Annotated in this window: 12 protein-coding genes; 2 read left to right on the top strand and 10 right to left on the bottom strand. The window is 69.4% G+C overall.

The genetic code is table 11. From position 1 onward, the window contains the following. Positions 1-106: 106 nt before the first annotated feature. From ABZZ22_RS25645 to ABZZ22_RS25675, 7 genes are all read right to left on the bottom strand, one after another. Positions 107-1,012, bottom strand: coding sequence for a LysR family transcriptional regulator (locus ABZZ22_RS25645; RefSeq protein WP_354937902.1), 906 nt, complete (start codon positions 1,010-1,012; stop codon positions 107-109). A gap of 159 nt (positions 1,013-1,171) precedes the next feature. Beyond that, positions 1,172-1,990 (bottom strand): YceI family protein, encoded by an 819-nt coding sequence (locus ABZZ22_RS25650; RefSeq protein ID WP_354937905.1) that lies wholly within the window; start codon positions 1,988-1,990, stop codon positions 1,172-1,174. A gap of 6 nt (positions 1,991-1,996) precedes the next feature. Then, positions 1,997-4,468: an MFS transporter gene (locus ABZZ22_RS25655; protein ID WP_354937908.1), complete on the bottom strand. Its 2,472-nt coding sequence runs from the start codon at positions 4,466-4,468 to the stop codon at positions 1,997-1,999. A gap of 43 nt (positions 4,469-4,511) precedes the next feature. Continuing rightward, positions 4,512-4,964: a MarR family transcriptional regulator gene (locus ABZZ22_RS25660; protein ID WP_354937911.1), complete on the bottom strand. Its 453-nt coding sequence runs from the start codon at positions 4,962-4,964 to the stop codon at positions 4,512-4,514. A 95-nt stretch (positions 4,965-5,059) separates the two neighbouring features. After that, entirely contained in the window at positions 5,060-5,815 is a 756-nt protein-coding gene (locus tag ABZZ22_RS25665; protein WP_354937914.1) for a class I SAM-dependent methyltransferase, read from the bottom strand. A 67-nt stretch (positions 5,816-5,882) separates the two neighbouring features. Further along, the gene (gene gndA / locus ABZZ22_RS25670) at positions 5,883-7,352 is read right to left on the bottom strand and encodes an NADP-dependent phosphogluconate dehydrogenase (RefSeq protein WP_354937917.1); all 1,470 of its coding nucleotides are present in this window, start codon (positions 7,350-7,352) and stop codon (positions 5,883-5,885) included. Positions 7,353-7,420: 68 nt separating this feature from the next. Further along, positions 7,421-8,098 carry a TetR/AcrR family transcriptional regulator gene (locus ABZZ22_RS25675; RefSeq protein ID WP_354937920.1) on the bottom strand — a complete coding sequence of 226 codons (678 nt, stop codon included), beginning with the start codon at positions 8,096-8,098 and terminating at the stop codon, positions 7,421-7,423. A gap of 113 nt (positions 8,099-8,211) precedes the next feature. Here ABZZ22_RS25675 and ABZZ22_RS25680 point away from each other — a divergent pair, with 113 nt between their 5' ends. Beyond that, positions 8,212-9,366 carry an acyl-CoA dehydrogenase family protein gene (locus ABZZ22_RS25680; protein WP_354937923.1) on the top strand — a complete coding sequence of 385 codons (1,155 nt, stop codon included), beginning with the start codon at positions 8,212-8,214 and terminating at the stop codon, positions 9,364-9,366. Positions 9,367-9,393: 27 nt separating this feature from the next. Here ABZZ22_RS25680 and ABZZ22_RS25685 read toward each other — a convergent pair whose 3' ends face one another. From ABZZ22_RS25685 to ABZZ22_RS25695, 3 genes are all read right to left on the bottom strand, one after another. Beyond that, positions 9,394-10,431 carry a diiron oxygenase gene (locus tag ABZZ22_RS25685; protein WP_354937926.1) on the bottom strand — a complete coding sequence of 346 codons (1,038 nt, stop codon included), beginning with the start codon at positions 10,429-10,431 and terminating at the stop codon, positions 9,394-9,396. An 84-nt stretch (positions 10,432-10,515) separates the two neighbouring features. Next, positions 10,516-11,181, bottom strand: coding sequence for a DUF2470 domain-containing protein (locus tag ABZZ22_RS25690; RefSeq protein ID WP_354937929.1), 666 nt, complete (start codon positions 11,179-11,181; stop codon positions 10,516-10,518). 123 nt (positions 11,182-11,304) lie between these two features. Then, positions 11,305-12,480, bottom strand: a complete 1,176-nt coding sequence (locus ABZZ22_RS25695; protein ID WP_354937932.1) for a 4-hydroxybenzoate 3-monooxygenase — start codon at positions 12,478-12,480, stop codon at positions 11,305-11,307. A gap of 177 nt (positions 12,481-12,657) precedes the next feature. Between ABZZ22_RS25695 and ABZZ22_RS25700 the strand changes: the two genes are divergently transcribed. Beyond that, positions 12,658-14,514, top strand: a complete 1,857-nt coding sequence (locus tag ABZZ22_RS25700; RefSeq protein ID WP_354937935.1) for an AMP-dependent synthetase/ligase — start codon at positions 12,658-12,660, stop codon at positions 14,512-14,514. Positions 14,515-14,587: the final 73 nt, after the last annotated feature.

The raw sequence follows: 14,587 nt of genomic DNA on the forward strand, positions 1-14,587 counted from the left end.
GAGATCCGCGTCGAGTCGGCTCGTTCTGACCGAGATCCGCGTCGAGTCGGCTCGTCCTGACCGAGATCCGCGTCGAGTCGGCTCGTCATGACGAGCCGACTCGGCATCATTTCTCGTCAGTTCGCGCCGACTCGACCAGGATGGCGAGCGCGCGGGTGAGCAGCGGGCTCTCGTCGCCGGCTCGGGTGGCGGCGACGAGCTCGACGCCGGGGGTGCCGGTGAGGGGGACGTACACGACGCCCGGGACGGCGAGCGCCGCGGTGGGCTCGGGCACGATGGCGACCCCGAGACCGGCGGCCACGAAAGTGACCAGGGTGGAGGTCTCGGCGACCTCGTGCGCGATGTGGCTGCGGATCCCGGCGGAGTCGAAGAGCTCTTGGATCAACGCGTTCATCGCTGAGCGGCCGCTGCCGGCGTGGATGACCAGGTCTTCGCCGTCGAGGTCTGCGATGCGTACGCGACGACGGCCGGCGAACCGGTGGTCCTTCGGTATCGCCACCAGCAGGTTCTCCTGGCGCAGGTGGGTGATCGAGAGGCCGGGGACCCCGGAGTTCCCCGTGGGCAGGGGCCGGAGCAGGCCGAGGTCGAGGGTTCCGTCGGTGAGCGCCGCGGCTTGGTCCGGCGAGAGCATCTCGCCCCGGAACCCGAACTCGACCTCGGGCAGCTCGGCACGCAGGGTGCGCGCCAGGGCCGGGAGCAGCGAGTACGTCGCCGACCCGACGCACCCGATCAACAGCCGCCCGCGCCGACCCGAGGCGATGCTGGCCGCCTCGTGGGCGGCGGCGTCCACGGCACCGAGGATCTCCCGCGCCCGTTCCAGGTACGCAGCCCCTGCCGGGGTCAGGTCGACCCGTCGCGTCGTCCGGGTGAGCAGGGTCAGCCCTAGCTCGGCCTCGAGTTGACGGATCTGCTGCGACAGCGGTGGCTGCGCCATGTGGAGCCGCTCGGCGGCCCTGCCGAAGTGGCGCTCCTCGGCGACCGCGACGAAGTAGCGAAGATGGCGCAGCTCCATGCACTCATATTCGCAGAGTCTCAGTCGACCGGCGGTAATAAGAATGCCGAGGCGTCACTCCCGTCGGCCGAGGCGTCACGTACGTCGGCCGAGCTGGCACCGCATTGCCAACTCGGCCGACGTAGCTGACGTCTCGGCCGACGCGGGTGACCCCTCGGCTCAGGTGGGGAGCGTCTCGCCCTGGACGGCCTGGATGTCCAGCTCCACCTTGAGGGTGGTGCCGATGGCGGCGATGCCGGCGGCGACGGCCTGATTGTAGGTCATCGCGAAGTCCTCGCGCCGCAGCTGAGCGGTCGCGTGGAAGGCGGCTCGGGTGCCGCCCCAGGCGTCCGGACCGGTGCCGAGGTAGTCGACCTCGAGGTCGACCGCGCGGGTCAGGCCATGCATCGAGAGGTCTCCGTGGACGGTCCAGCGATCCGATCCGGCTGGGGTGAGCCCGGTGGAGCGGTAGACGATCTCGGGGAACGCCTCGACGTCGAGGAAGTCGCCGCTGCGAAGATGCTCGTCGCGCATCCGGTTGCCGGTGTCGATCGAGGCGGCCCGGATGACCGCTTCGATGCGTGACTTCTCCAGATGGTCCGGGGCGATCTCGACGACCCCGCTGAAGTCGGTGAACCGGCCGCGCACGCTGGAGATCCCCAGGTGCTGTGCGACTGCGCCGACGGTGGAGTGGGCGGGGTCGATCATCCAAGGTCCCGGGGCCGGGAGCGAGGTGTCTCCCTGGCGGGACAGCGTGATCGTGCCGAGCGCGGCCGTCCCCGATGCCGTGACGATCGCCGTCGCCGCGGTGGGGGACCAGCCGATCGCGGTGACGATCGCGACGTACGGCCCGGGGGCGAGGACGGTGCTGTCGGTGACGACACCGTCCTCGTCGGCCTCGGCGCGCAGCACTTGACCGCCGGCCGTGTCGGTGAGGGTGACGACCGCGTGCGCCACGGCCCAGCCGTCGCGGTTGCGGATCTGTGCGGTCAGTGCCATCGCGGATCAGTCCTCGGGGTGGGAGAGGACGATCTCGTGGCCGTCGACGCCGTGGCCGGTGAGACTCACCGCGCTGGCCGCCGGCGGATAGCTGGTCGCCAGGACCGTGTACTCCCCGCCGTCGAGATCGGCGAAGGCGTACGCCCCGTCCGCACCCGTCGTCGCGGTCCCGACCACGTTGCCGGCCGCGTCGACCAGTGTCACCCGGGCGTCTGCGAGGGGGCCGAAGGCGGCCTTGACGACACCTGTCAGCCGGGCGCCGGTGACCAGCTCCACCTCGACCCGGGTGACCCCGGTCGCGCCGATCTCGATCGGCACGGCCTGCGGGCGGTAGCCCTCGGCGTTGACCGCCACCGTGGCCGGTCCCGGGACCAGCTCGTCGACGAAGAAGGTGCCGTCGGCGACCGTCGTTCCGGTGGCGATCAGGTCGCCGCGTACGTCGGTCACGATCACCATCGCACCCTGGACCGGCGCGCCGTCCTCGCCGCTTCGCACGATGCCCTTGAGGCCCGTGGTGCCGCTGAGCAGGAGGTCGTACGCCACCGGCTCACCGCCCACGATCACCGTCGATGCCTGCGGCTGGAAACCGTCGGCCGAGGCGATCAGGACATACGTCCCCGAGCCGGGTGCGTCCACGGCGTAGGAGCCGTCGCCGTGGGCGACCGACCGGCCGAGCTGGCGCCCCGACAGCGAGATCAGCGTGACGGCGGCGTGTGGGACCGGGACACTGCCGGCGCCACGGACGAACCCGTGCAGCGCGATCCCGTTGCCGGCAGGAGCGGACGCGGCCGGAGCGGGGGCGTCAGCAGGGTGCTGCTCGGGCACTCCGGCGACGGCCTCGGCGACAGCCGCGGGCCCGTCGACGTCGCCCGCCTCCTCGGCAGCCTGGGCGAGCCCGCCCTTGGTCTTCAACGGCACCTCCTTGATGAACACCACGAGCACGAGCGCGACGACTGCTGCCGCCGCGGCCACCAGGAAGATGTCGGCGATGCCGTGGCCGTACGCACTCTCCAGCACGGTTCGCAGCGGCTCGGGGATCTTGTCCATGTCGGGGATCTCGCCCGAGGTGCCCTGGGCCATCGCGGCGTACCTCGGTCCGAGGTCGGCCAGACCGTCCTTGACGTAGTCGCCGACCCGGTTCGCCATCAGGGCGCCGAGCGCGGAGACGCCCATCGCGCCGCCGAGGCTGCGGAAGAACGTCACCATCGAGCTGGCGGCGCCGAGGTCGGCGGGTGCGACCTGGTTCTGCGTGGAGAGGACCAGGTTCTGCATCGTCATGCCGACACCCAGGCCGAGAACCGCCATGAAGACGGCGACGTGCCAGTACTCGGTGTCGTAGCGGATCGTGCCGAGCATGCCCAGCCCGCCGACGATCAGTGCGGCGCCGACCACGAGCCAGGCCTTCCACTTCCCGGTGCGGGTGATGACCTGCCCCGAGATGGTCGAGGAGAGGAACAGTCCGGCGATCATCGGGATCGTCATCACGCCGGCCATCGTCGGTGACTTGTCGCGGGCCAGCTGGAAGTACTGGCTGAAGAAGATCGTCCCGGCGAACATCGCCACACCGACGAAGAGCGAGGCGAACGAGGAGAGCGTGATCGTCCGGTTGCGGAACAGTCGCAACGGGATGATCGGCTCTGCGGCCTTCGACTCGACGATGCCGAAGATCGCCAGGAGGGCCACCGAGCCGCCGACCATGGCCGCAGTCTCCCAGGAGGCCCAGTCGTACTTGTCGCCGGCGAAGGTGACCCAGACGAGCAGCAGGCAGACGCCGGCTGCCATGAAGAACGCGCCGGCCCAGTCGACCTTGACGCCCTCCCGCCTGACGACGGGAAGGTGCAGGGTCTTCTGCAGCACGATGAAGGCGACGATCGCGAACGGGATGCCGACGTAGAAGCACCAGCGCCAGCCGAGCGAGTCGGCGTCGGTGATGACCCCGCCGAGCAACGGGCCGCCGACGGTGGCGACCGCGAAGACGGCACCGAGGTAGCCCGAGTAGCGGCCGCGCTCCCGCGGGGAGATCATCGCCGCCATGATGATCTGAGCCAGGGCGGTCAGGCCGCCCATGCCGATGCCCTGGACCGCCCGGGCGGCGATCAGCTGCTCCGGGTTCTGGGCCAGACCGGCGACGGCCGATGCCGCTACGAAGAGGACCAGCGCGATCTGCATCAGCAGCTTCTTGCTGAACAGGTCGGCCATCTTGCCCCACAGCGGGGTGGTGGCCGTCATGGTGAGCAGGGTGGAGGTGACCACCCAGGTGTAAGCCGACTGCCCGCCGCCGATGTCGGCGATGATCTCAGGAAGTGCGTTGGAGACGATCGTGGAGGAGATCATCGCCACGAACATGCCGAGCAGCAGGCCCGAGAGTGCCTCCATGATCTCGCGGTGAGACATCTGACCGTGCAGGGCCCCGGGGGCACCGTCGGACGAGCCTCCCGGTGGACCTGCGTGCGTCCGTTCGGCGGTCGTCGTTGCCATGGACTTCCCTTCTGTATCGAGCACAGCGGTGCTGGGTAGAGCCTCAGCTGCGTACGTGGGTGAGCGTGTGTGCTGGGCAGACGACGCTGTCGTGCAGCTTGGCCATGAGCCGGATCAGCTCGCGGACCTCGTCGTCGCTCCAGTCGCTGAGCCGCTCGGAGAGCAGCTCGGTCATGTGGTCGGAGAACCCGGCGAGCAGGGCTCGCCCGGAGGCGGTGAGACACAGCAGGCGTGATCGGCCGTCCGCCGGGTTGGGGGAGCGTGCGAGCCAGCCGTGGTCGGCCAGGTAGGAGACGTGGCGGCTGGTCACCGAGATGTCGACGGCGAGGAGATCGGTGAGCTCGCTGATGGTCATCTCGCCGTGCTGGCTCAGGAGCCCCAGCACGGCTGCTGAGCCGGCCGGTAGGCCGGGCGGGAGGCTGCGGGCGAGGCCCTTCTTGACGGCCCCGACCTCGCTGAGTCGATGCATCAGGTCGCGGTAGGTCGCCTGCTCCATCATCGCCCCTCTGTTTGGTTGACTTTTACAACCTTATGAAGAATAGGGGCCCGATGCAAATTGCTCCGCGGGCGAGTCGGGTTCGGGGAGACGGGCTAGGCGACCGTGCCGCGGGCAGCCCAGGCCGTCGCGGTCACGGTGAACGGGCCATTCCCGAGCCGCCGGCGGGCGACCTCCTCGAGCGCGGCGCGGCCGGCGTCGTCGAGCGACTCCAGGTAGTCGCCCGCCGGGCCGACGCCGAAGGTGTACGGGTCCCACCAGTCCTCGAACGTCGGGTGGGTGACGCGGACGGCCAGTCCGCTGGGCTCGACCTTGCGGAGGCCGGCCTGCTTGAACAGCTTCTCGAGGTCACCCATCCGGGAGCCGGCGAGAAGAGCCTCGTCCTCGGCCTCCGGGTCGATCTCGTGCACGCACGACCAGAACGGCGAGACGGCACCGGTGTCGGCGTCCCAGACGCACGCCGCGACGGTGCCGCCGGGCCTGGTGACCCGGATCATCTCCTCGATGCCCGCCGCCGGGTCGGTCATGAAGTGCACGACCAGCTGGGCCAGGGAGACGTCGAACCAGTTGTCGGCGAAGGGGAGCGCCTCTGCCACGCCGGTGTGCACATCGACCCTGGCCAGCTCGCGGGCGACCGCCTCGATGAAGGGTGGTGAGGGGTCGATGGCGGCCACCAGATGGGCTTCGGTGAGGGTCACGAGATGGCGGGTGAGCGTGCCCGGTCCGCAGCCGACGTCGAGCACCCGTTGGCCCATGCTGACTCTGGCGAAGTCGGCGAAGTGCGGGGTGAGTGGCTCGGCGTAGCGGCCCATGAACCGGGCGTACCTCTCGGCTGCGACCTCGAACCCCATGCTTCAGGCTAGGTCCGCCGTTCGCTGCGCCGACAGCCCCAAGTTCGGTATGTCCCGGTGCTGGTCGCTAGTGGGTCGACGGCGTCGTCTCGATCTCGGTGCGGTCGTCGGACCACAGCGTGTGGAAGGTGCCGTCCTTGTCGACGCGCCGGTAGGTGTGCGCGCCGAAGAAGTCGCGCTGGCCCTGGATGAGCGCGGCCGGGAGCCGGTCGGAGGCGAGCGAGTCGAAGTAGGCGAGCGCCGAGGAGAAGCCGGGTGCTGGGACACCGGCGGCTGCTGCGATCCCGACGACGCGCCGCCAGGCGTCCTCGCCGGAGGCGACCCCGTCGGCGAAGTAGGGGTCGACCAGCAGCGTCTCCAGGTCGGGTTTGGTCGCGTAGGCGTCCACGATCCGGTCGAGGAAGCGGGCCCGGATGATGCAGCCGGCCCGCCAGATCTTGGCGAGCGCGCCGAGATCGATGTCCCAGTCGTACTCCTTCGCTCCGGCCACGATCAGGTCGAACCCCTGCGCGTAGGCGACCACCTTCGAGGCGTACAGAGCCGCGCGTACGTCGTCGACGAACGTGTCGGGGACCTCGGGCGTCTTCGGGCGGGCCCTCGTCGAGCCCAGCACCGAGGCGCGCATCGCGCCGCGCTGGGCCGGCTTGGAGGAGACCGCCCGGGCGAAGACCGCCTCGCCGATGCCGGAGACCGGGATGCCGAGGCCAAGGGCGTTCTGCACGGTCCAGACGCCGGTGCCCTTCGAGCCGGCCTCGTCGAGGATGACGTCGACGAGCGGCGACCCGGTCTCGGCGTCCTTCTGGGCGAGCACCGCCGCGGTGATCTCGATCAGGTAGGACTCCAGGTCGCCTTTGTTCCAGTCCTTGAAGACGTCCACGAGCTGCGCAGGCGAGAGTCCGCCCACCCGGCGGAGGAGGTCGTAGGCCTCCGCGATCAGCTGCATGTCGGCGTACTCGATGCCGTTGTGGACCATCTTCACGAAATGGCCGGCACCGTCGGTGCCGATGTGGGTGACGCAGGGTTCGCCGTCGGCGACCGCGGCGATGCTCTTCAGGATCGGGCCCAGCGTCTCCCAGGCCTCGGCCGAGCCGCCGGGCATGATCGAGGGACCGTTGAGCGCACCCTCCTCGCCGCCGGAGATACCGGTGCCGACGAAGTTCAGGCCGCGCTCACGCAGGTCGCGCTCGCGACGGATGGTGTCGTTGAAGTTGGCGTTCCCGCCGTCGACGATGATGTCGCCGGGCTCGAACCGCTCGGCGAGCTGCTCGATCACCGCGTCGGTGCCCTTGCCGGCCTGGACCATGATGATCGCCGTACGCGGCTTGGCCAGGCTCGCCACGAAATCGTCGATCGTCTCGGAGGCGAGGAAGCCGGCCTCGGGATGCTCGGTGACCAGCTCGTCGGTGCGGGCGTAGGTGCGGTTGTAGACCGCCACCGTGTTGCCCTCGCGCGAGGCGAGGTTGCGGGCCAGGTTGGACCCCATCACGGCCAGGCCCACCACGCCGATGTTCGCGGACGTGCTGTCGGTGTTCGGCATCGCTGCTCCTCGTTGCTGCGTCTGGTTGCTGTGTCCGTTGCTGCGTCTGGGTTGGGCGGGTGCCACCATCATGCCCGCGGGGCGAAGACCATGTCCTCGGGGATCTCGAGCCCGAGCTGGGCGAGCAGGTCGAAGAGCACGCCGGCGACCTGCCGGGTGAGCCGCTCGACCACCTCGTCCCGGGTCTCGTCCTCGTGGTCGAGCCACCAGATGATGCTGGCGTCGACCATCCCCATCAGCCCGGCGAGGACGCCGTCGGGCGGCTCGCCGCTGAGCTCGGACTCGCTCAGGTATCCGCGCATCGCCCCGACGAGCTCGTTGAGGAAGCGGGTGCGTCCCATCCGGGCGCGGTGCAGCGCCTTGGTCTGCTGCTGGGCGGCGACGAAGCGGTAGAGGTTGGGGTGCTCGGCCGCCCAGTCGACGCACGACCCGATGACCCCGCCGATCACCTCGCGGGGTGTTCCGGTGCGAGCCAAGCTAGGGCGTACGCGGCGCAGCAGCTCGTTCGCGGCGAACCTCGTCACCTCGGCGTCGAGCTGGTCCTTGCCGGCGAAGTGTCGGTAGACGTTGGGCCGCGGCAGGCCGGCCCGCTCGGCGATCCGTGCCATCCCGACGGTGGGGCCGTCCTCTTCGATCGCCTCGACCGCGGCGAGCACCACTCGCGAGCGGCGTGAGTCGTCCTCGAGCGCCTCTTTCGCCGAGCGGCGCCGAACTGTCGAGTCGACCCACTTCGCAACGTCCACCACGTGTTCACCGTAGCGCTGATACACCTTGTATCCAGTCCGGGTACGGTGATACAACCTGTATCCAGTACATCGTGTCCCACTTACTCGTGGGGTGCCGACCGGAAGGAACGCCCGTGACCCGCCGCTCACCCTGGATGGACCAGGACCTCGAGGACCTGCGTGACCTCGCCCGCACCTTCTGCGAGAAGGAGATCAAACCCAACATCGACTCGTTCATCGCCAACAAGCAGGTCGACCGCGATCTGTGGAACCGGGCCGGCGAGCTCGGCCTGCTCTGTCTCTCCGTGCCGGAGGAGTACGGCGGTGGTGGTGGCACCTTCGCCCATGAGGCCGTGCTGATCGAGGAGCAGGCCCGCGTCGGTGACTCCTCCTGGGGTGCCCCGCTGCACAGCGGGATCGTCGCGCACTACCTGGTGGCGTACGGCACCGAGGAGCAGAAGCAGGAGTGGCTGCCCAAGATGGCCAGCGGAGAGGTGGTCGCCGCCGTCGCGATGACCGAGCCCGGCACCGGATCGGACCTGCAGGCGATCAAGTCGAAGGCCATCCGTGACGGCGACGACTATGTCGTCAACGGCGCCAAGACGTTCATCACCAACGGCCTCCAGGCGGACATGGTGCTGGTCGCGGTCAAGACCAACCCGGAGGAGAAGGGCGCCGGGATCTCGCTGGTGATCGTCCCTACCGATACCCCCGGTTTCCGGCGTGGGCGGGTGCTCAACAAGATCGGGATGAAGGGGCAGGACACCTGCGAGCTCTTCTTCGACGACGTACGCATCCCCGCAGCCAACCTGCTCGGCGCGAAGGAGGGGGAGGGCTTCGTCCAGCTCATGCTGCAGCTTCCGCAGGAGCGTCTGATCGTCGCGCTCGGTTGTGTGGCGGCGATGGAGTTCGCCTACGAGGAGACGATCTCCTACGTTCACACCCGCACCGCCTTCGGCCGCCCGGTCTTCGGCTTCCAGAACACCAAGTTCACGATGGCCGAGGTCGCCACGGAGGCACGGGTGGCGCGCTCCTTCATCGACGAGTGCATCGAGCTGCACATCAAGGGCGAGCTCGACATCCCGACAGTCGCGATGGCGAAGTACTGGTGCTCCGAGCGCGCCATGAAGGTCGTCGACAAGTGCGTGCAGATGCACGGCGGCTACGGCTACATGGAGGAGTACCCCATCGCTCGTGCCTTCACCGACCTGCGCGTCCAGCAGATCTACGCCGGCACGACCGAGATCATGAAGGAGATCATCAGCCGCTCCCTGCCCGTCCCGAGCTAGGGCTCGGGACGGGCCTCGGAGCGGGGCTCAGGCTGCGGCGCTGGGCGGCGCGGCGCGGAAACGAGCCGGCCGTCCAGCGACGCCGAGCGCCCGCCATGCCCAGTTGGTCAGCGGCGTACGCAGCCCCAGGTTGTCGAAGAGCATCCGCACGTCGGCGAAGAGATGGCGGCGGAAGGCCGCGGCCTCGGGGCCCTCGCCCCAGACCTCGCGAACGACCGAGTCGGGCAGGCCCATGAGCTCGCGGTCGGCGCGGGACGGGATGATGATGGCGTCCGCGCCGAGGCGCATGGCGAGCGGCGTGAGGATCCCGAGGGTGATGCGCGAGACCGGGTTGAGCTCGGGTGCGTGCTCCTCGAGCCAGGCGTGCGCGAACCCGATGTGGCGGGCCTCCTCGGCGATGTGGATGGCCATGATCCGGTCCAGGAGCGGGTGGGTGCCGCCGGAGCGCATGACCTCCTTCTGCACGTGGTCGATCGGCTCCTCGCCGGCGAGGATGATGGCGAAGAAGAGCGCGGGGTAGAGGCCGCCGAGATGTCCCACCAGCGGGATGGCCCGCATCAGCCACTCGGGTGCTCCGGCGACGTCGGGGCACACCCGGTTGGTGAACTCCTGGAACATCTGGATGTGGTGGGTCTCCTCGGTGAGCTCGTGCATGAAGTAGCGGAACTCAGGGTCGCCGTTCTCGACGCCCATCAGGAACTGGGTGCCGCCCAGGAGCAGCAGCTGCTCGAACTGGGAGCCGGTCTTCACCATCGCGGTGAGGCGGTGTCGCCCGACCTCGATCTGCCGCGCCTTGGGCAGCGACTGGTACCAGGGGTGGGCGCCGAGCAGGTCGAGCGGAGGCAGGATCCAGCGCTCGTCGTCCTCGTCGACGGCCATCTCCGCGGCGTCCCAGTCGACGTCCTTGAACGCGTTGAAGTACTTCTCGACCGAGGCCTCCGACAACGTACGCAGCGTCTCGTCGTACCTCCGGCGGACGTGCGGCCGGGGCGCGATCACGCGGGCCGGGGTGCTGGCCACCGCGCCCACGTAGCCACCGATCGAGCGAAGTGTCTGCACAACCATCCGAGCCTCCTTGCGCGATGTTGATACATCATCAAGGTACATGGGATTTGTGTCCCGGAAAACGCTTTTGGAGGTGTGTCTCGCTCAGCAGATCTCGGCGGCCAGCGCCTTGCGCACTCCGGCGACCAGGTCCTCCGGGGTCCGGGCGGGGCGGTCGAAGGTGGTGCGCGCGCTGTGCGCCCCGCGGTCGTCGACCCACTGGAACTCGAAGCCGTCGGCGCGGAGCCTGGCGATCTGGGCGGCGAGGATGCTGTCGACCGGGAGGTAGGTGCGGGTTGCGACCGCCTCGCGGAGCTCGTCGCCATGGTGGTTGTTGAGGTGGTCCTGGTTGCGGTGGAGCACGCCGTCGTTGAGGTCGAGGTCGCGGTCGGTGAAGGTGTCGAGCGGGATCGGGAGCGCCTCCCCGTCCGCGCGGACCAGCATGACGCCGGAGACGTCCATGACCACCTCCTCCCACTCCGTCTCGCAGCAGGTGCAGGCGTCGGTACGCAGCCACCTGAGCGTGCCGGTGAGCCGGACCGCCTCGTCGCCGCCGAGGGTTCCCTGCAGGACCAGCACTGCATGGCTGCCTCGGCGGCCGGCGTACGCCAGGCGCTGCTCGGGTGGGCAGAGGAAGGTTGGCCGCCCGCCGTCGTCGGCGAAGCCCTGCATCTCGAGCTCCTCCATCGAATAGGGGATCCCGTCGATGACCACGCTTCCGCCGCGAGGGCAGGACAGGATGCTGCGGGCAATGCTGGCGGTCGGGTCCATGGCGCCTCCGTGAGGTAAGCCTTACCTAAACACGAGTGGGTGCGCTGGGACAAGTGATCGTCCGCCCGAGCGGAGGGGTGCGTCTTCTCGAGCTGGTCGCCGGGCGTGCCCGGCGTGGCCCGCTCAGAATCCGATCGGCAGACCTGCGTAGTTCTCCGCGAGCCCAGCCGCGGCGTGCTCGCTGGAGGTCACCCAGCGCAGCTGGGAGAGCTGAAGCTGGGTGTCGAACGCGTCCGCGGCGGTGTGCAGCATGGTGGTCATCCACCAGGAGAAGTGGGTGCAGCGCCAGACCCGACGCAGCGCGGTCACGGAGTAGCCGTCCGCCAGGCGCGGGTCACCTTCGAGGAGCGCGCTGAGCGCTGGTGCGAGCAGGGCGACGTCGGCGATGGCGAGGTTGAGACCCTTGGCGCCGGTGGGCGGGACGATGTGGGCGGCGTCGCCGGCCAGGAAGAGCCGGCCGTGGCGCATCGGCGTGGAGACGTGGGAGCGCATCGGGAGGACGCTGCGGTCGGTGATCTGGCCGGGCTGGAGCGTCCAGTCGTTCTGACCGTGGCCGAGCCGGGCGGCGAGCGCGTCCCAGATCCGGTCGTCGGACCAGCTCGCCGGGTCGGTGCCGTTGGGCACCTGGAGGTAGAACCGGGAGACGCTCTCCGAGCGCATCGAGTGGAGGGCGAAGCCGTCGGGGTGCCAGGCGTAGATCAGCTCGTCGGTCGAGGGCGCGACGTCGGCGAGGATGCCGAACCAGCTGTAGGGATAGGTGCGGTCCCAGCTCTCTCGGGCCGGGATCGCGGCCCGGCTGGGGCCGAAGGAGCCGTCGCAGCCGACGATCGCGTCCGTGACCACTGTTCGGGCACGGCCCTCGGAGTCGGTGAAGGTGACCGAGGGGCGGTCGGACTCGATGTCGTGCAGCGCGGTCTCGGTGACCTCGTAGTGGACGACCTGCCCGGCGGCTTTGCGGGCGTCGATCAGGTCCTTCTGCACCACGGTCTGGCCGTAGACGTAGACCGCGCGGCCGACCAGGTCGACGAAGTCGAGGTGATGGCGCTCCTCGGGCCACTGCAAATAGATCCCGCGGTGCTTGTCGGCGTCGCGATTCAGCCGGTCGCCGAGGCCGACCTCGGTGAGCAGATCGACGCTCGACTGCTCCAGGATGCCGGCGCGGATCCGGGCCGCGACGTACGCCTCCGACCGGGTCTCCACCACGACCGAGTCGACTCCGTCGGCCGCGAGGAGATGGCTCAGCAGCATCCCTGCGGGACCGGCGCCGACGATCACGACCTGCGTACGTTCATCTGCCATGGGATGAGTCAACCTTCGTTCGGGTGGTCGCCGCCACAGCCTCTTTCCACTGGGCGAAAAGGCGGTGCTGTGGAGCCAAATGATGCGGACGGGCTCTTGTGCCAGTAGCGGCACGTCCCTACGGTCTAGGCAATCCACGTTGTGACCCGAGTCACAAACTGAGAAGGAGCGCCCCTGATGCCCGACGTCCTCGCTGACCGCGCCGCCCTCGAGTCCCAGATCGGCGACCAGACCATGGTCGACATCCTCGCCAAGGTGGTCGCCGAACGCGGCGCCGAGCCGGCCTTCTCCGACCGGCACACCGCCGACGGCACCGGCTGGCGCACGCTGACCTGGGGCGAGCTGCACCAGCGGGCGCGCGAGCTCGCGGCTGCGTACATCGAGGCTGGTCTGAAGCCGGGGGACTCGGTCGCGATCATGGCCGCGAACCGCATCGAGCACGTCATCGCAGACATGGCCGCGGTGCTCGCCGGCGGGGTCCCGATCAGCATCTACAACACCCTCGCGCCCGACCAGGTGGGCTATGTCGCCGAGCATGCGGACCCGCGGATCGTGGTGCTGGAGACCGACGATCACGTCGCCCGCTGGGCGCTCGGGTTGAAGCGCGAGGAGATCGTCCGTGTCATCACGATCGACACGACGCTGGCAGACGATCCGCGAGCGATCGCCTGGGGCGACTTCTTGTCCTCGGGGGCGGCCGCGCTGGCCGAGGTCGGCGACGAGCTGGACGCTCGCAGCGCCGCGGTGACCCAGGACGACACCGTCACCATGCTCTACACCTCGGGCACGACCGGGCAGCCCAAGGGGGTGGTGCTCACCCACCGCAACATCGTCTTCGAGACGACCTCCTCGTTGGCGACCTCCGGTGTCGAGGAGCCGGGGGTGCTGGTCTCCTACCTGCCGTTCGCGCACATCGCCGAGCGGGTGCTCAGTCTCTACATCCCGCAGTTCAACGGCGGTCACGTCTACCTGATCCAGGACCCCTCGTTGCTGCTCGCCACCCTCCAGGAGGTGCATCCGACCAGCTTCTTCGGGGTGCCCCGGGTCTGGGAGAAGATCCGCACCGGCGTCACCGCGCTGCTCGCCGCCGAGACCGACGAAGCCAAGCGGGAAGCCGTGGAGAAGGCGATGGCGGTCGGGCTCGCCTACGTCGAGTCGCAGCAGACCGGACAGACGACGTCGGCCGAGCTCCAGGCGCAGTTCCAGGAGGCCGACGCGGCGGTGCTCTCGATCATGCGCGCGCTGCTCGGTCTCGACAAGGTCGAGTGGGCAGCCAGTGCGGCCGCGCCGATGCCGATCGAGGTGGCGAGGTTCTTCGCCGGCCTGGGGCTGAAGATCTATGACGTCTACGGCATGACCGAGACCACCGGGGCGGCCACCGGCAACGGTCCCGACGGCTTTCGTCTCGGCACCGTCGGCCGCGCGCAGCCCGGGATCGAGGTGCGCATCGCCGATGACGGCGAGATCCTGTTCCGCGGTCCGATCATGACCCCTGGCTACGTACGACGGCCGGAGGCCACCGCCGAGCTCTTCGACGCCGACGGCTGGCTGCACACCGGTGACATCGGCTCGCTGGATGAGGACGGGTTCCTGACCGTGGTCGACCGCAAGAAGGAGATGATCATCAGCTCCGCGGGCAAGAACATCGCGCCGTCCAACATCGAGAACCTCCTCAAGGAGAGCCCGCTGGTCGGGCACGCCATGGTGGTCGGTGACGGTCGCTCGTACGTCGTCGCCGTGCTCACCCTGGACGGCGAGATCGCTCCGGTGGTCGCTCAGAAGCTCGGGGTCGAGGCCGGCTCGCTCGCCGAGCTCGCCCAGCACCCGGTCATCCGTGGCGCCGTGGCCCAAGCCGTGGACGCCGCCAACGCCCGGCTCTCGCGCCCCGAGCAGGTCAAGGCCTTCGAGCTGCTCAGCCAGGAGTGGACCGCCGAGTCCGAGGAGCTCACCCCGACCCTGAAGCTGAAGCGCCGGGTGGTGAGCAAGAAGTACGCCGACATCATCGACGGGCTGTACGCCGAGGCGAGAGGCTGAGCCGCGCGGGTTGTGAAGCTGAGAGTGACCTATAGGCGCGTGGCTGCGTACGGCCGAGGTGCAGGAGGAGCTG

Origin of the sequence: Nocardioides sp. NPDC006273, from assembly GCF_040613495.1 — a bacterium.
GTDB lineage: Bacteria > Actinomycetota > Actinomycetes > Propionibacteriales > Nocardioidaceae > Nocardioides.